The 17,153-nt window shown below is 56.5% G+C and carries 17 protein-coding genes; 5 read left to right on the forward strand and 12 right to left on the reverse strand.

The window, feature by feature from the left end:
• Window positions 1–68: 68 nt before the first annotated feature.
• Window positions 69–641, reverse strand: coding sequence for a peptidylprolyl isomerase A (gene ppiA, locus NUX24_RS13835; RefSeq protein WP_014885514.1), 573 nt, complete (start codon window positions 639–641; stop codon window positions 69–71).
• Window positions 642–919: 278 nt separating this feature from the next.
• On the opposite strand from ppiA, the gene tsgA reads away from it, so the two are divergent.
• Window positions 920–2,104: an MFS transporter TsgA gene (gene tsgA, locus NUX24_RS13840; protein WP_039263090.1), complete on the forward strand. Its 1,185-nt coding sequence runs from the start codon at window positions 920–922 to the stop codon at window positions 2,102–2,104.
• Between the two features lie 3 nt (window positions 2,105–2,107).
• Here tsgA and NUX24_RS13845 read toward each other — a convergent pair whose 3' ends face one another.
• A complete protein-coding gene (locus NUX24_RS13845; RefSeq protein WP_257832227.1) occupies window positions 2,108–3,424 on the reverse strand; it encodes a cytosine deaminase in 1,317 nt (438 codons plus the stop codon).
• A 239-nt stretch (window positions 3,425–3,663) separates the two neighbouring features.
• Here NUX24_RS13845 and nirB point away from each other — a divergent pair, with 239 nt between their 5' ends.
• The 4 genes from nirB to NUX24_RS13865 all read left to right on the forward strand — a co-directional run bounded on the left by nirB (window position 3,664) and on the right by NUX24_RS13865 (window position 8,353).
• The gene (nirB, locus tag NUX24_RS13850; protein WP_257832229.1) at window positions 3,664–6,207 is read left to right on the forward strand and encodes a nitrite reductase large subunit NirB; all 2,544 of its coding nucleotides are present in this window, start codon (window positions 3,664–3,666) and stop codon (window positions 6,205–6,207) included.
• The gene (gene nirD / locus NUX24_RS13855; RefSeq protein ID WP_126330663.1) at window positions 6,204–6,530 is read left to right on the forward strand and encodes a nitrite reductase small subunit NirD; all 327 of its coding nucleotides are present in this window, start codon (window positions 6,204–6,206) and stop codon (window positions 6,528–6,530) included. Before nirB ends, nirD begins: the two co-directional genes overlap by 4 nt.
• A 135-nt stretch (window positions 6,531–6,665) precedes the next feature.
• Complete coding sequence (gene cysG, locus NUX24_RS13860) at window positions 6,666–8,039, forward strand: siroheme synthase CysG (RefSeq protein WP_257832232.1); 1,374 nt, start codon at window positions 6,666–6,668, stop codon at window positions 8,037–8,039.
• A 143-nt stretch (window positions 8,040–8,182) separates the two neighbouring features.
• Window positions 8,183–8,353, forward strand: a complete 171-nt coding sequence (locus NUX24_RS13865) for a YhfL family protein (protein ID WP_047646835.1) — start codon at window positions 8,183–8,185, stop codon at window positions 8,351–8,353.
• A 99-nt stretch (window positions 8,354–8,452) separates the two neighbouring features.
• Here the strand turns inward: NUX24_RS13865 and trpS are convergent, their stop codons facing one another.
• The 10 genes from trpS to NUX24_RS13915 form a co-directional block, all read right to left on the reverse strand.
• Window positions 8,453–9,457, reverse strand: a complete 1,005-nt coding sequence (gene trpS / locus NUX24_RS13870; protein ID WP_032662284.1) for a tryptophan--tRNA ligase — start codon at window positions 9,455–9,457, stop codon at window positions 8,453–8,455.
• Window positions 9,450–10,211, reverse strand: coding sequence for a phosphoglycolate phosphatase (gph, locus tag NUX24_RS13875; RefSeq protein ID WP_033146807.1), 762 nt, complete (start codon window positions 10,209–10,211; stop codon window positions 9,450–9,452). Before gph ends, trpS begins: the two co-directional genes overlap by 8 nt.
• Window positions 10,204–10,881 (reverse strand): ribulose-phosphate 3-epimerase, encoded by a 678-nt coding sequence (rpe, locus tag NUX24_RS13880; RefSeq protein WP_024907923.1) that lies wholly within the window; start codon window positions 10,879–10,881, stop codon window positions 10,204–10,206. Before rpe ends, gph begins: the two co-directional genes overlap by 8 nt.
• A 41-nt stretch (window positions 10,882–10,922) precedes the next feature.
• Window positions 10,923–11,735, reverse strand: coding sequence for an adenine-specific DNA-methyltransferase (gene dam / locus NUX24_RS13885; protein WP_033146808.1), 813 nt, complete (start codon window positions 11,733–11,735; stop codon window positions 10,923–10,925).
• Between the two features lie 67 nt (window positions 11,736–11,802).
• Window positions 11,803–13,104, reverse strand: a complete 1,302-nt coding sequence (damX, locus tag NUX24_RS13890; protein ID WP_257832238.1) for a cell division protein DamX — start codon at window positions 13,102–13,104, stop codon at window positions 11,803–11,805.
• 92 nt (window positions 13,105–13,196) lie between these two features.
• Window positions 13,197–14,285, reverse strand: a complete 1,089-nt coding sequence (aroB, locus tag NUX24_RS13895; RefSeq protein ID WP_257832240.1) for a 3-dehydroquinate synthase — start codon at window positions 14,283–14,285, stop codon at window positions 13,197–13,199.
• A 57-nt stretch (window positions 14,286–14,342) separates the two neighbouring features.
• Complete coding sequence (aroK, locus tag NUX24_RS13900) at window positions 14,343–14,864, reverse strand: shikimate kinase AroK (protein ID WP_003861630.1); 522 nt, start codon at window positions 14,862–14,864, stop codon at window positions 14,343–14,345.
• Window positions 14,865–15,150: 286 nt separating this feature from the next.
• Entirely contained in the window at window positions 15,151–16,374 is a 1,224-nt protein-coding gene (gene hofQ, locus NUX24_RS13905) for a DNA uptake porin HofQ (RefSeq protein ID WP_257832368.1), read from the reverse strand.
• Window positions 16,301–16,705, reverse strand: coding sequence for a DUF2531 family protein (locus NUX24_RS13910; RefSeq protein ID WP_257832242.1), 405 nt, complete (start codon window positions 16,703–16,705; stop codon window positions 16,301–16,303). Before NUX24_RS13910 ends, hofQ begins: the two co-directional genes overlap by 74 nt.
• Window positions 16,695–17,150, reverse strand: coding sequence for a hypothetical protein (locus NUX24_RS13915; RefSeq protein WP_047652882.1), 456 nt, complete (start codon window positions 17,148–17,150; stop codon window positions 16,695–16,697). The genes NUX24_RS13910 and NUX24_RS13915 overlap by 11 nt, the downstream gene beginning before the upstream one ends.
• Window positions 17,151–17,153: the final 3 nt, after the last annotated feature.

A 17,153-nucleotide genomic window follows, 5' to 3' on the forward strand; every position in this document is an offset into this window, starting at 1 on the left:
AGCAGCAAAACGCGCTTTCGCAGGGAGGGTGACATCACGCGGGCAGGAGAAGCCCGCGTTGAGAAGAATTACGGCAGAACTTTTGCGGAGAGGATCACGACAGGTTTTGACGGCACATTCTGATACGGACCGACGTCGTGAGTAGGCACCTGAGAAATCTTGTCGGCCACGTCCATGCCTTTCACGATTTTACCGAAAACCGCATAGCCAAAGTCACGCTGGCCGTGGTCGAGGAAGGCGTTATCCGCCACGTTCAGGAAGAACTGGCTGGTTGCGCTATCTTTGTCCGCGGTACGCGCCATGGAGATGGTGCCGCGCTTGTTCAGCAGGCCGTTGTCCGCTTCGTTTTTAATAGGCGGGTTCGGCTGTTTCTGCTGCATCTGCTCGTTGAAACCACCACCCTGAATCATGAAGCCTGGGATCACGCGGTGGAAGGTGGTGTTGTTATAGAAACCACTGTTCACGTAGTCGAGGAAGTTTTTCACGGAAACAGGGGCTTTCTGGCTATTCAGTTCCAGCTCAATATTCCCGGCAGAGGTGGTCAGCAGTACGTGAGGGTCCCCTTTGGCTGCCAGCGCAGCAGGGGAAACGGCAGAAAGAGCAAACACAGCTGCGACAGCCGCCAGTGTTGATTTGAGCATGAGAATTCCTTAACAAAGCGCAGTATAAAAAGCGAATGGCTTGATTCTAAAGAGCAGTATGAACGGAGACCAGCCTTTTACCTAATTTTACGAAGTTGAAACAATTATTACTACGCAAACGATTGGTTATGCCGCCAATTAATGTGATTTAGATCACACTAAAACCTGCAATGACGTAATCATTGCCATTAAAAGATAGGAATAGATCACTTTAACGACTAAAATCTGCCCGCTCTCAGCGCCCCCTGGGCGCTTTTCTTTTTCTGAACAGGCCAGACATGACTAACAGCAATCGCATCAAGCTCACATGGATCAGCTTCTTCTCCTACGCCCTGACCGGCGCGTTGGTGATCGTCACCGGGATGGTGATGGGAAATATCGCAGACTACTTCCAGCTGCCCGTTTCCAGCATGAGTAACACCTTCACCTTCCTCAACGCGGGGATCCTGATCTCTATCTTCCTGAACGCCTGGCTGATGGAAATCGTCCCACTGAAAACCCAGCTGCGCTTTGGCTTTGTGCTGATGGTTGCCGCCGTGGCGGGACTGATGCTGAGCCACAGCATCGCCCTGTTCTCCGCAGCCATGTTCGTGCTCGGTCTGGTCAGCGGGATCACCATGTCGATCGGTACGTTCCTGATTACCCATATGTATGAAGGCCGCCAGCGCGGCGCGCGTCTGCTGTTTACCGACTCCTTCTTCAGCATGGCCGGAATGATTTTCCCGATGGTCGCGGCGGTTCTGCTGGCGCGCAGCATCGAGTGGTACTGGGTCTATGCCTGCATCGGCCTGGTCTACGTGGCGATCTTTATTCTGACCTTCGGCTGCGAGTTCCCGGTGCTGGGCAAGAAAGCGCAAACCACCGCAGAACCCGTTGCGAAAGAAAAGTGGGGCATCGGCGTGCTGTTCCTCTCCATCGCCGCGCTGTGCTATATCCTGGGCCAGCTGGGCTTTATCTCCTGGGTACCGGAGTACGCCAAAGGTCTGGGCATGAGCCTGAACGACGCGGGTAAACTGGTGAGCGATTTCTGGATGTCTTACATGTTCGGCATGTGGGCGTTTAGCTTCATCCTGCGCTTCTTCGACCTGCAGCGCATTCTGACCGTGCTGGCGGGGCTGGCGACCGTGCTGATGTACCTGTTCATCAACGGTTCACCGGAGCATATGCCGTGGTTCATTCTGACCCTGGGCTTCTTCTCCAGCGCCATTTATACCTCGATCATCACCCTGGGCTCCCTGCAGACCAAAGTGGCCTCGCCGAAGCTGGTTAACTTCGTCCTGACCTGCGGCACCATCGGCACCATGCTGACCTTCGTGGTCACCGGCCCGATCGTCGCCCACAGCGGTCCGCTGGCGGCGCTGCACACCGCGAACGGTCTGTATGCCGTGGTGTTCATCATGTGCTTCGTTCTGGGCTTCGTGACCCGCCACCGCCAGCACAACGCGGCAGCGGCGTCTCACTAACCCCTACGCCCCTTTGCGCTCGGCAGAGGGGCTGTTTCTGGCAAAGCTTACCTCTTCTCCTCCGGTATCCATCTGGATCCAGGTCTGCGCCAGCTGCGTGGTGGCGATAATCCGCCCCTGACGAATCGACCAGCGCACCGGCACCTGACAGCGCACCGCTTCAAACCCGCTCTCCGCAGGCAGAATAATCAGGTTCGCCGGGTTCCCCGTGGCAATACCGTAATCGCTCAGGCCGAAGGTACGGGCGCTGTTATGGGTGATGAGATTCAGGCCGCTGTCGATTTGCGGATAGCCCATCATCTGGCAGACGTGCAGCCCCATATGCAGCACCTGCAGCATGTTGCCGGTGCCGAGTGGGTACCACGGGTCGAAGACGTCATCATGGCCGAAGCAGACGTTAATGCCCGCTTCCTGGAGCTCTTTTACCCGGGTGATGCCGCGGCGCTTCGGATAGTCATCAAAGCGTCCCTGCAGATGGATATTGACCAGCGGGTTGGCGACGAAATTAATCCCCGACATTTTCAGCAGACGGAAGAGCCGCGAGGTGTAAGCGCCGTTGTAGGAGTGCATGGCGGTGGTGTGGCTGGCCGACACGCGCGGGCCGATGCCGGCCTCATACGCCAGCGTTGCCACCGTCTCGACAAACCGCGACTGTTCGTCGTCGATTTCATCGCAGTGGATATCCAGCGGACGGTCATACTTCTTCGCCAGTTCAAAAGCGATATGCAGCGACTGCACGCCATACTCGCGGGTGAACTCGAAGTGTGGGATCGCCCCCACCACGTCGGCCCCCAGCCTTAACGCCTCTTCCAGCAGCGCCGCGCCGTTCGGGTAAGAGAGAATACCTTCCTGCGGGAACGCGACGATTTGCAGCGTCACCCACGGGGCAACCTCCTGCTTCACCTCCAGCATCGCCTTAAGGGCGGTGAGCGTCGGGTCGGAGACATCCACATGGGTACGGACAAACTGGATGCCGTTGGCAATTTGCCACTTCAGCGTTTTCCAGGCGCGCGCTTTAACATCCTCATGGCTGAGCAACGCCTTGCGCTCCGCCCAGCGCTCAATGCCCTCAAACAGCGTGCCGGACTGGTTCCAGTTCGGCTCACCCGCGGTCTGGGTCGTATCAAGATGGATATGCGGCTCAATGAACGGCGGAATAGCCAGCCCGCCGCGCGCGTTCAATACTTCATAACTTTCGGCGTGGGTGTCGTCCATCGGGGTGATGTCACCAAATCGCCCGTTCTCAATGGCGAGCTGCCACAGCCCTTCCTGACCCGGTAAACGAACATTCTGAACAAGCCATAACGGTGTCGTAGACATACCCTTCCCCTAAAAAACGCCGCTGATATGCAGGCGTATCGATTTTGGCAAAACCGCCCCTGATTTGTACACAAATTCAACGAGCGCGAAAAGCCTGCGATTTCCGCCACTTATAAAAATCCTGACAAATCAGTCGCATACCACCTAAGGAGTAGGCGAAGACGTATTTGATTTGCATCAATAAGCGCCCCTGCTGAATCGTTAAGGTAGGCAATAATAGAAAAGAAATCGAGGCAATAATGAGCAAAGTCAGACTCGCTATCATCGGTAACGGCATGGTCGGCCACCGCTTTATCGAGGATCTTCTCGATAAGGCCGATGCTGAGCAGTTCGATATTACCGTGTTCTGTGAAGAACCCCGCAAGGCGTACGACCGTGTGCACCTGTCTTCCTACTTCTCCCATCATACCGCCGAAGAGCTCTCTCTGGTGCGCGAAGGTTTCTACGAGAAGCATGGCGTAAAAGTGCTGGTGGGCGAACGCGCTATCACCATCAACCGTCAGGAAAAAGTGATCCACTCCAGCGCCGGGCGTACGGTTTTTTACGACAAGCTGATCATGGCGACGGGCTCCTATCCGTGGATCCCGCCGATCAAAGGCTCGGAAACTCAGGATTGCTTCGTCTACCGTACCATTGAAGACCTCAACGCCATTGAGTCCTGCGCGCGCAGAAGCAAACGCGGTGCGGTTGTCGGCGGCGGTCTGCTGGGTCTGGAAGCGGCAGGCGCGCTGAAAAACCTCGGCGTTGAAACCCACGTCATCGAATTTGCACCGATGCTGATGGCCGAACAGCTGGACCACATGGGCGGTGACCAGCTGCGCCGTAAAATCGAAAGTATGGGCGTGAAGGTTCATACCAGCAAAAACACCAAAGAGATCGTTCAGGAAGGTACTGAAGCGCGCAAAACCATGCGCTTTGCCGACGGCAGCGAGCTGGAAGTGGACTTCATCGTCTTCTCAACCGGTATTCGCCCGCGCGACAAGCTGGCGACCCAGTGCGGTCTGGCCGTGGCGCAGCGCGGCGGGATCATGATCAACGACACCTGCCAGACCTCCGATCCGGATATCTACGCGATTGGCGAATGCGCCAGCTGGAACAACCGCGTATACGGCCTGGTGGCACCGGGCTACAAAATGGCGCAGGTCGCCGTGGACCATATCCTCGGCAGCGAAAACGCGTTTACCGGTGCAGACATGAGCGCCAAGCTGAAGCTGCTGGGCGTGGACGTGGGCGGTATTGGCGATGCGCATGGCCGCACCCCGAATTCCCGCAGCTATGTCTATCTCGACGAAAGCAAAGAAGTCTACAAACGTCTTATCGTCAGCCAGGACAACAAAACCCTGCTCGGCGCGGTGCTGGTGGGCGATACCAGCGATTTCGGCAACCTGCTCCAGCTGGTGCTGAACGCCATCGAACTGCCGGAAAACCCGGACGCGCTGATCCTCCCGGCTCATGCCTCCAGCGGCAAGCCGTCTATCGGCGTGGATAAACTGCCGGACAGCGCGCAGATTTGCTCCTGCTTCGACGTCACCAAAGGCATGCTGATCTCCGCCATCAACAAAGGCTGCCACACAGTTGCAGCCCTGAAAGCCGAAACCAAAGCCGGTACCGGCTGCGGCGGCTGTATTCCGCTGGTCACTCAGGTGCTGAACGCCGAACTGGCGAAACAGGGCATCGAAGTGAACAACAACCTGTGCGAGCACTTCGCGTATTCTCGCCAGGAGCTGTATCACCTGATCCGCGTGGAAGGCATCAAGTCCTTTGACGAGCTGCTGGCGAAGCACGGCCAGGGCTATGGCTGCGAAGTGTGTAAACCGACCGTCGGCTCCCTGCTGGCCTCCTGCTGGAACGAGTACGTGCTCAAGCCGGAACACACGCCGCTGCAGGACACCAACGACAACTTCCTGGCGAACATCCAGAAAGACGGGACCTACTCCGTTATTCCACGTTCCGCCGGGGGCGAAATCACGCCGGAAGGGCTGGTCGCCGTGGGGCGTATTGCGCGTGAATTTAACCTGTACACCAAAATCACCGGCTCCCAGCGTATCGGCCTGTTCGGCGCGCAAAAGGATGACCTGCCGGAAATCTGGCGTCAGCTGATTGAAGCCGGCTTCGAAACCGGCCACGCTTACGCCAAAGCGCTGCGTATGGCAAAAACCTGCGTGGGCAGCACCTGGTGCCGCTACGGCGTGGGCGACAGCGTGGGCTTCGGCGTGGAGCTGGAAAACCGCTACAAAGGCATCCGCACCCCGCACAAAATGAAGTTTGGCGTCTCCGGCTGTACCCGCGAATGTGCGGAAGCGCAGGGTAAAGACGTGGGTATTATCGCCACCGAAAAAGGCTGGAACCTGTACGTCTGCGGCAACGGCGGGATGAAACCACGCCACGCGGACCTGCTGGCGGCGGATCTCGATCGCGACACGCTGATTCAGTATCTCGACCGCTTCATGATGTTCTATATCCGCACCGCCGATAAGCTGACCCGTACCGCCTCCTGGCTCGATAACCTGGAAGGCGGCATCGACTACCTGAAAGCGGTGATCATCGACGACAAGCTGGGCCTGAACGAGCATCTGGAAGCCGAGATGGCGCGCCTGCGCGAGGCGGTGATCTGCGAATGGACGGAAACCGTCAACACCCCGGCGGCGCAGACGCGCTTCAAACACTTCATCAACAGCGCCCAGCGCGACCCGAACGTACAGGTCGTGTCGGAGCGTGAACAGCATCGTCCGGCGACACCGTATGAACGTATTCCGGTCACGCTGGTGGAGGAAAACGCATGAGCCAGTGGATAAACATTTGCGATATTAACGACATCATCCCGGCCACCGGCGTATGCGCGCTGCTGGGCAGCGAGCAGGTTGCGATTTTCCGCCCTCGCCACGATGAAGAGGTCTTTGCCATCAGCAATATCGACCCGTTCTTCGAGGCCAGCGTGCTCTCCCGCGGACTGATTGCCGAGCACCAGGGCGAACTGTGGGTCGCCAGCCCGCTGAAAAAACAGCGTTTCCGCTTAAGCGACGGCTACTGCATGGAAGATGAGAGTCATTCAGTAAAGCACTATGACGTTCGCGTGAAGGACGGCAAGGTGCAGCTGAAAGGCTAATCCCCCGCCTTTTCAATACGAAAAGCTTATGACCCCTTATGGGTAACGGCAGGAAAAACCGTATGTTTTGTACGATTCCTGCTGTTATCCTGACGTCAATTCTTACCCCCTCCATGAATGCTGCGAGGTAACGTCGTGGATCACCTGCCGATTTTTTGTCAATTACGCAACCGCGACTGCCTGCTCGTGGGCGGCGGCGATGTGGCTGAACGCAAAGCGCGCCTGCTGTTAGAGGCTGGCGCCCGACTGACCGTTAACGCCATTGCCTTCGCCCCACAGTTTGAGGTCTGGGCTCAGGAAGGGATGCTCACGCTGGAACAGGGAGAATTTGATGAGTCCCTGCTGGATACCTGCTGGCTGACCATTGCCGCGACGGATGACGATGAAGTGAACCAGCGCGTGAGCGATGCCTGCGAAGCGCGCCGTATCTTTTGCAACGTGGTCGATGCGCCGAAAGAGGCCAGCTTTATCATGCCGTCGATTATCGACCGCTCGCCGCTGATGATTGCGGTATCGTCCGGCGGACGCTCGCCGGTTCTCGCCCGCCTGCTGCGGGAAAAACTGGAGGCCGTGCTGCCGCAGCACCTTGGTCAGATTGCGCATTACGCCGGGCAGCTCCGCTCCCGCGTGAAGCAAACCTTCTCGACCGTTGGCGAGCGTCGTCGCTTCTGGGAAAAATTCTTTGTGAACGACAGGCTGGCGCAGTCGCTGGCGAATCAGGACACCAAGGCCGTTGAAGAGACGACCGAACAGCTGCTGAGCGAGCCGCTGGACCATCGCGGCGAAGTGGTGCTGGTGGGCGCAGGCCCCGGCGATGCGGGCTTGCTGACGCTGAAAGGGCTACAGCAGATCCAGCAGGCCGATACCGTGGTTTACGATCGCCTGGTCTCCGATGACATCATGAACCTGGTACGCCGCGATGCCGACCGCGTCTTCGTGGGTAAACGGGCGGGCTACCACTGCGTGCCGCAGGAGGAGATTAACCAGATCCTGCTGCGCGAGGCGCAGAAAGGTAAGCGCGTGGTGCGCCTTAAGGGTGGCGATCCGTTTATCTTTGGTCGCGGCGGCGAGGAGTTGGAAACGCTGTGTGACGCGGGGATCCCGTTCTCCGTGGTGCCGGGCATTACGGCGGCATCCGGCTGCTCGGCTTACTCTGGCATTCCGCTGACCCACCGCGACTATGCCCAGAGCGTGCGTCTGGTGACGGGCCACCTGAAAACCGGCTGCGAGCTGGACTGGCATAACCTGGCCGCGGAAAAGCAGACGCTGGTCTTCTACATGGGGCTGAACCAGGCCGCGACGATTCAGGCGAAGCTGCTGGAGCACGGCATGGAGGCTGATATGCCGGTTGCGCTGGTGGAAAACGGTACGTCCATCAAGCAACGCGTGGTGAATGGTGTACTGACGCAGCTCGGCGAGCTGGCGCAGCAGGTCGAAAGCCCGGCGCTGATTGTGGTAGGTCGCGTGGTTGAGCTGCGCGATAAGCTGAACTGGTTCTCGAATCACTAACGCATATTCTTCCTTTGCGGAGTAGTCCTTATGCGGACTACTCCCCTCTTACCGCTGTCGATAACATACCGCCCCGAAGTGGAATTTCTCCCTTTATTCCCTTGAGTTACATCCAACTTTCGTTTTTAAGACAAGGAATGCGTATGTTCAAACTGGCAAAAGCCGCCGTTCTGGTTGGCCTGTTATCGACTCTGACTGCCTGTACCGGTCATGTACAGAACACCAAAAATAACTGCAGCTACGATTACCTGCTGCACCCGGCGATCTCCATTTCGAAGATCATCGGCGGTTGCGGCCCGGCGGCGGAGCAGTAAGCGTTTATCAGGCGTAAAAAAACCGGGATATCCCGGTTTTTTAATTTGGAGAGTGTGGTTTTTAGTCGGGTGGCGCTAACGCTTACCGGGCAAGCAGACTCAAGGCTTCGCAACAAACCCAATCGCTTCGTACACCGCTTTCAGGGTTTCGGACGCGCGCGCGCTGGCTTTTTCCGCGCCGTCTTTCATCACCTTCTGCAGGAAAGCTTCGTCGTTACGGTAGCGGTGATAACGCTCCTGCAGCTCGGTCAGCATGCCGGAAACGGCATCTGCCACTTCACCTTTCAGGTGGCCGTACATCTTGCCTTCGAAGTGTTTTTCCAGCTCAGGGATGCTCTGGCCGGTCACGCCGGAGAGGATATCCAGCAGGTTGGAAACGCCCGCTTTGTTCTGCACGTCGTAGCGCACCACAGGCGGCTCGTCGGAGTCGGTGACCGCGCGCTTGAGCTTTTTGACGACGGATTTCGGATCTTCCAGCAGGCCGATAACGTTGTTGCGGTTATCGTCAGACTTGGACATCTTCTTGGTCGGCTCCAGCAGCGACATCACGCGCGCGCCGGACTTCGGAATGAACGGCTCCGGCACTTTGAACACATCGCCGTAAATCGCGTTAAAGCGCTGGGCGATATCGCGGCTCAACTCCAGATGCTGCTTCTGGTCTTCACCTACCGGCACCTGGTTGGTTTGATACAGCAGGATGTCTGCAGCCATCAGCACCGGATAGTCGAACAGACCGGCGTTGATGTTTTCAGAGTAGCGCGCGGATTTATCCTTGAACTGGGTCATGCGGCTCAGCTCGCCGAAATAGGTGTAGCAGTTCAGCGCCCAGCCCAGCTGCGCGTGCTCCGGCACGTGAGACTGAACGAAAATGGTGCTCTTCTCAGGATCGATGCCGCAGGCCAGGTACAGCGCCAGGGTGTCCAGCGTGGCTTTACGCAGCTTCTCAGGATCCTGACGCGCGGTAATCGCATGGAGATCGACGATGCAGTAAATGCAATGGTACTCATCCTGCATACTGACCCACTGACGTAACGCACCCATGTAGTTACCAATGGTCAATTCACCTGAAGGCTGTGCGCCACTAAAAACGATGGGCTTAGTCATTATTCAATTCCTGATGTTCACTGTGCGAAAGCCCGAGTGCGGGCAACAAATCTTTGAAGTGGTCGAAGACCACATCCGGCTCACTTAGCGTGATGGCTTCACCGTAGTTGTAGCCATAGGTTAATCCGACGGAAGGACACCCAGCCGCTCGGGCAGCCAGAATATCATTGCGTGAATCCCCGACAAAGAGCAGCTCTGCAGGCGTTAAGGATAATTTTCCTGCCACCAACAACAGCGGTTCCGGATGCGGTTTTTTGTTCTGCACATCGTCGCCGCCCACAATCACGGAGAAATACTTCGCGATATCAAGCGCTTCAAGCAGCGGTGCAACGAACGGCGTTGGTTTGTTGGTCACCAGCCCCAGCGGGATGCCCTTCGCGTGCAGCGCGCTCAGCGTTTCCTGAACGTCCGGGAACAGGAAACTGCCCTCCTCGACGGTCTCTTCATAGAAACGATCGAACAGTTTGCGCAGAATCCGCAGTTGCTCATCCTTAGGGATGTCAGCGTGGTCAACGCTCGGTTTACCCTGCGCGGAACGCTGCGACGCGCGCTCCTGACGCGCCCACGTCAACGCGCGCTCCATCAGAACATCGGCGCCGTTGCCAATCCACGTTACCACGCGCTCTTCACCCGCAACGGGGAGTTCAAGCGCGTACAGCGCCTGGTCTACGGCGCTCGTTAAGCCCGGCGCGCTGTCGACCAGCGTGCCGTCGAGGTCAAATGCGATACCCCGAATTGCCTGCAATTTATCCATGACTTACCTTCGCCAGCTCACGGCGCATTTCATCAATGACTTTTTTGTAATCCGGTTGGTCGAAAATTGCCGAACCTGCAACGAACATATCCGCGCCGGCTGCCGCAATTTCACCAATGTTATTCACTTTCACACCGCCGTCCACTTCCAGGCGAATATCGTAACCTGACTCATCAATGCGACGGCGCACTTCACGTAGCTTATCCAGCGTGTGGGGAATGAACGACTGACCGCCAAAGCCCGGGTTAACGGACATCAGCAGAATCACGTCCAGCTTGTCCATCACGTAATCGAGATAGCTCAGCGGCGTGGCCGGGTTAAACACCAGGCCCGCCTTACAGCCGTTCTCTTTGATCAGCTGCAGCGTGCGGTCCACGTGTTCAGAGGCTTCCGGATGGAAAGTGATGATGCTGGCACCCGCTGCGGCGAAGTCAGGCACGATGCGATCAACAGGCTTCACCATCAGGTGAACGTCGATCGGGGCGGTAATGCCATAGTTACGTAATGCCTTGAGCACCATTGGGCCAATGGTCAGGTTAGGGACGTAGTGGTTGTCCATAACGTCGAAATGGACGACATCTGCGCCAGCCGCGAGAGCTTTGGCGGTGTCTTCACCCAGGCGGGCAAAATCGGCCGACAGAATTGAGGGAGCAATCAAAAACTGTTTCATCCGCTTCTCCTTGAAATGTGTTTACCGGCGGGCAAAACGGCTCAGGGGCGATAAAGAGCCAGAAGTTCGTCCACCTTTTTACGTGTGCCGCCGTTGCTGCTAATGCTACGCCGCACTTTGACCTGAAAATGCTTCGCGGCTTTGTACCATTCGCGCGTATCAGGCGTGTCGTGATTCGAAATTAACACCGGAATTCTTTTGCTGACCAGCTTTTCCGCCATCTCCGCCAGACGGGCCTGTTCGGCCGGACTGAAGCTGTTGGTGTGATAAGCGGTGAAATTCGCCGTTGCAGACAGTGGTGCGTAAGGCGGGTCACAGTAAACCACCGAGTTTACGCCTGCCAGCTCCATACACTCTTCATAGGAGAGGCAATGAAACTCTGCGTTCTGCGCTTTTTCGGCAAAGTGATACAGCTCGTCCTGCGGGAAATACGGACGCTTATAGCGACCAAACGGCACGTTAAACTCCCCGCGCAGGTTATAGCGGCACAGGCCGTTGTAACCATGACGGTTGAGATAGAGGAACAGCAGCGCTCTGCGGAACGGATCCTGACTCTGATTAAACTCAGTGCGAAACTGGTAGTAAACGTCCGGCTGATTATTCTCCGGCGTAAACAGTTTGCGCGCCTCTGCAACATACTCTTCGGTACGCAGCTTAACGATGTTATAGAGGCTGATTAGGTCGTTGTTGATATCCGCCAGGATATAACGAGAAAAATCGGTGTTCAGGAACACCGATCCTGCGCCCACGAAAGGCTCGATTAGACACTCGCCTTTTGGCAGGTGCTTTTTAATATCATCGAGCAGGGGGTATTTCCCCCCTGCCCATTTCAGAAAAGCGCGATTTTTTTTCATGCTGACTAACTGATTACACCTTCTCCGGCTGTGGAGAAAGCTCCGACAGCATCCTGCGCTTTAAACATTACTTCAGATCGGCCTGAACCTGATGAATCGGCTTCGCCCAGGGATTTTTTGCCTGAACATCCGCTGGCAGTGCCGCTACGGCACGTTTCGCTTCATCTTTGGACGAATAAACGCCGCTGACCAGCACATACCACGGTTGACCATTACGGGTCGTCTGATAAACAACATAGTCTTTCAGATTTGATTTCTTCGCCCAACTGTTGAGGTTGTCATAGTTAGACGAACTGCTCAGCTGCAGCGTGTAGTTGCTGGATGGCGCAGACTTCATCGAACCAACGTTACCTGCAGTTTTACCTGCGGCGCTGCTGGAGGCTGTTGCCGTGGCTGCTGGAGCCGTTGCTGCAGGTGCCGCTGTGGTCGCCGTTGCTTTCGGCGCAGTCTGCGTGACTGGCGCTTTAGCTGGCTCGCTCACGGCAGCCGTTTCGGTGCGTTTCGGCTGTGCCGGTACGGCTTTCACTTCAGGCGCTTTTACGACTGCCTGAGGTTTGGTTTCACGCTTAGGCTCAATCACCGCCTGCTTACGTTCAGGACGCGTCGCAGTTTGCGTCTGGCGCGGTTTTGTTTCTGTCGCAGCCGTTTGTGGCTGAGCGTTGTTACCACCGCGAATCGGGGCAACGGTTGCCGGCTCAGTTGGCAGCGTGGAGTTAACCACGACGTTATCAACCTGCTGCTGGTTCTGCGGCTGCGTCAGCGCATTGTTCAGATCTCCCTGAACTTCTACGCGCTGCTGGCCTTCAGGCGTAGCAGGTGCCTGACCCTGAGCAGGGGTTGAAGAAACGGGCGGCAGAGAAACATCCTGCTGCGCTGTAGTGTTACCTGCGGTCTGCTCTGCGGAAGTCGCTCCCGGTGCAGGCTGTGCGCCATTCGCCTGATTGGTCGCATCGTTACCGGACAGGTTGATGCTCTTCTCAGCGGAAGCTGTTTGCTCGGTTGAGTTCGTTGAAGGTGCTTTGAGCGCGGAGCCAATGCCGACAATCAGCAGCACAAGTACCAAAACGCCAAGGCCCATCATGATGTACTGGCGGGAAGCCGGTTTCGGCGCAGCGGCTTTTTTACGTTTACGCGGGCGACGCTCTACAGGCTGTTCGTCCATTGAATCTTCTTCGGACTCATAATCCTCTTCTGCTCGCTCTTCGTGCGCGTTGCGGCTGCGCGAAGGGCGACGATCGTCTGCATCCAGATCAACATCGTCAAAGTTGATCTGCGGCTCGTTATCACGTTCTGAAGATTGACGAGAACGACCAGTACGACGATCGCTGGGATCGGGTTTCAGCTCGTCTTCTGGTTTGAATTCATCCATTTAACACCCCACTCAAAGGCTTATGCCAACGACTTTGCATTTCACCTGAAGCTAAACGACCACCTGCGACAGTGGCCTGACCTTTCTAGTTGTTACGCCTGCTGACAATCAGCGATAGCGCCAAGAACGACATCGTGCGGCACTCCGCCGCGCACTTCACTCTTCCCTATTGCAAGCGGGAGTACAAGACGCATCTCACCTGCCAATACTTTTTTATCGCGCATCATGTGGGGTAAATACGCTTGCGCCGACATCTCCTGCGGCCCGGTTACCGGCAAACCTGCACGTTCAAGCAGCGCAATGATGCGCGCCGTCTCTTCAGGTTTAAACTGCCCCAGACGTTCAGAGGTGCGGGCTGCCATGACCATACCGGCCGCGACGGCTTCACCGTGCAGCCAGTTGCCGTAACCCATCTCGGCTTCAATGGCGTGGCCAAACGTATGCCCAAGATTCAGTAAAGCACGTAAGCCCGTTTCACGCTCGTCTGCTGCGACAACTTCTGCTTTCAGCTCACAGCAACGACGAATGCAGTATGCCAGTGTAGCCTCATTCAGGCACAGCAGCGCATCCATATTCGCTTCAAGCCAGCTAAAGAACTCGCCATCAAGAATAATGCCGTATTTGATCACTTCCGCCAGACCCGAAGCCAGTTCGCGCTTCGGCAGCGTTTTCAGACAGTCGAGATCCACCACCACCGATGCGGGCTGGTAGAACGCGCCAATCATGTTTTTACCGAGCGGATGGTTGACTGCCGTTTTGCCACCCACAGAGGAGTCGACCTGGGACAGCAGCGTGGTTGGGATTTGAATAAAACGGACGCCACGCTGATAGCTTGCGGCCGCAAAGCCGGTCAGATCGCCCACAACACCGCCGCCCAGGGCAAGCAGTGTTGTATCGCGACCATGCGGTTTTTGCAGCAATGCGGTAAAGACGGTATCCAGTACCGTCAGGCTTTTATACTGCTCGCCATCGGGGAGAATCACACTGTCGACTTTTACGCCCGCCTGCTCAAGCAGGTGGCGTACGCGGTCGAGATAAAGCGGAGCCAGCGTCTCATTGGTGACCAGCATCGCCTGATCACCCGCTTTCAGTGGTAAAAAGGAAGCTGGGTCGTTAAACAAACCAGCCGCGATGGTGATAGGGTAACTACGTTCCCCGAGAGTAACTGTAATCCTCTCCATGACGCGACATCCACCTTTAATGCTTTTACCCGCAGGCGAGTGTATATAAAGCCAGAATCAGTTGCTTTCCAGCATATGAATAATCTGGTTTGCAACCACTTTAGCGCTCTGGTCGTCAGTACGAATGGTCACGTCGGCAATCTCTTCATACAGCGGATTGCGTTCATCGGCCAACGCTTCCAGAACTTCGCGTGGTGGCGTTTCAACCTGCAGCAGCGGGCGCTTTTTATCGCGCTGCGTACGTGCGAGCTGTTTCTCAATGGTCGTCTCAAGATAGACCACTACGCCACGGGCGGAGAGACGGTTACGGGTTTCGCGAGATTTCACAGAACCGCCGCCTGTTGCCAGGACGATGCCCTGTTTTTCCGTGAGTTCGTTGATCACTTTTTCTTCTCGGTCACGGAAACCTTCTTCGCCTTCTACATCGAAAACCCAGCCCACATCAGCTCCGGTTCGTTTCTCAATCTCTTGATCAGAATCGTAAAATTCCATATTGAGTTGTTGAGCTAACTGACGCCCAATAGTGCTTTTGCCGGCACCCATAGGCCCAACCAGAAAGATATTGCGTTTCTCTGCCATTTTATCGGTACTACTAAGACTATTCGTTAATGGTAATCCCCGCTTCGCAGACACCCGGCGTAGCAGGACATGAACTGAAACCTCATATGCAATAGAGCGAGAGTCAGACTAAAAATTATCTCAATACTCCGGCTTGTTTGGCAACTGATTAAATCACCGCGTCGGGCGCATAAGGTAATAAGACGTAAGTCCAACTCAAATCGGTACTCCTTGTATGCTAATTCATGCCCCACGTCAAACATCTGCAACAAACTGAATGCAAAATCATTGCGGGGATCGTTACCCGTCAGCGAATACCGACCAGACGTGGTGTAATAAACACCACTAGCTCGCGGCGTTCATTATCCTTACCATCGTGGCGAAAAAGCTGTCCAAGCCAGGGGATTTTCCCCAGCCCCGGCACGCTATCGCTGCCGGTTTTGTTCTTCTGCGAAAAAATTCCGCCCAACGCCAGCGTTTCTCCACTTTTTACCTCCACCTGGGTTTCTATCTCCTGTTTATCGATCGCCAGCGTTTCGCCGTCAGCCTGCTGCAGAACCTGTCCCGGCATATTTTCGCTAATGTGCAATTTCAGGCGCACGCGCCCTCCCGGTAAGACCACCGGTGTGACCTCCATTCCTAACACCGCCTCCTTAAACTCAACGGAGGTTGCGCCGCTTTCACCGCTTGAGACCTGATACGGGATTTCACTCCCCTGCTTGATGCTGGCCGGTTGCATATGCGAGGCCAGCAGCCGCGGGCTGGCGATGATATCGACCTGCTGTTTTTGCTCCAGCGCAGAAAGTTCCAGATCCAGCAGCCGACCATTGATCCGTCCGATGTTAAAACCCACGTGGCTGGTGGCGCTGGCGACGGAAAGATCGCTGCCCAGCGTGGTGAGCTGGCCAACCTTTCCCGCGTCGGCGGCGTCGGCGAGACTCCACTTCACCCCCAGCTCACGCAGGCTTTTTTCATTAATGGTCACAATATGCGCCGCCAGCTCGACCTGTTCGACGGGAATATCCATCTGAGCGGCCCAGCGCTGCAGCGTCTCCACCACCGTCTGGTTATCCCGAATCAGCAGCCGGTTGGTGCGTTTGTCGAGAGACAAACTTCCCTTGGGGCTCAGGAGCTTTTCCGCGTCTTTTAGCAGCTCACCGGCATCGGCATAGGAAAAAGCGATGCTGTGAGACACCAGCGGCGCATCAAGCTGTCGGCGCGTCCGCTCCTGTTCTGAGCGCTCCTGCTGTTCACGCTGCCAGGCCGCGGTGTGCACATAAAAAATGCCGCCCTCCTCTCGCAAAACGAGGCCAGCACTGGTGACAACCGTCTGTAGCGCCTGCCGCCAGGGGACGCGCGTCAGGTTGAGCGAAAGCGAGCCGCCGACATCAGGCGATACCACCAGATTTCGGTTCTCCTGTGCGGCCAGGCTCTGCAGCACCTGGACTACAGGTACGTCATCCACCACCAGCGTGACCGGTTTTGGCGCGGCGGCCCACAGCGGATGGCTGAACGCCAGCAGCCACAGCATTATCCGTAAATTCATTCTTATCCGTTCCTTCTCGTTGCCACGTCCATTTTCCTGGTGCACATGTGTTACCCACATCAACAACCAGTTCCGTTTCATTGATGGCTGTTATTGTCCAGCCTGCCGGGAAGCGCTCATGCGTTTTCAGCCGGTACCAGCGCTTTTGCCCATCCTGTAAAATGCCGATAGCCTGCTGTCCTACCACCATGCCGCGATAGCGCCACTGCGCCAGCTCGCCAATGGCGCAGGGATCGACCGGCGGGCGAAACGGATCGCGCATGCCGGTCAATAGCAGCGCTGAGCAAACCAGCAAATATCGCGCGCTATTTCGCATGTTCCAGCTCCAGCCGCAGGCGCAACGCTGTACCCTGTGGTGCAATCGCGAAAGCGGCGATCTGCACATCCCGCTGCGCCAGCCGGGAAAAAAGCGCCGGAAGCGCCTGCCACTCCACCTCCAGCATCAGTTCCCCTCCGTTCTGCAGCGGCTTCCAGTGAACCAGCGTCGCGTTATCGCCCTGAAAATCGAGCGGGGAAAACGGCGTCAGCGCCCGTGCTTCCGCTGTTTCCGTAAGAAACGGCACCTTTCTGACGGCAGGCCATAACGCCGCGTTCGTCCTCGCGTCCTGAATCAGCTGGCGCTGTCGTTCAGCACATTGCCTGTCCAGCGGTCTGAGCAAGGTGCCCCACGCGGCCAGTCCTGCCAGCAGACTCCCCAGACACCAGAAAAGCACCCGATACCAGGGACGGCTCTCGCACCAGCGTTCTAACAGGGTATCCATGCG

Source organism: Enterobacter sp. HG048 (genome assembly GCF_024702055.1).
GTDB lineage: Bacteria > Pseudomonadota > Gammaproteobacteria > Enterobacterales > Enterobacteriaceae > Enterobacter > Enterobacter dykesii.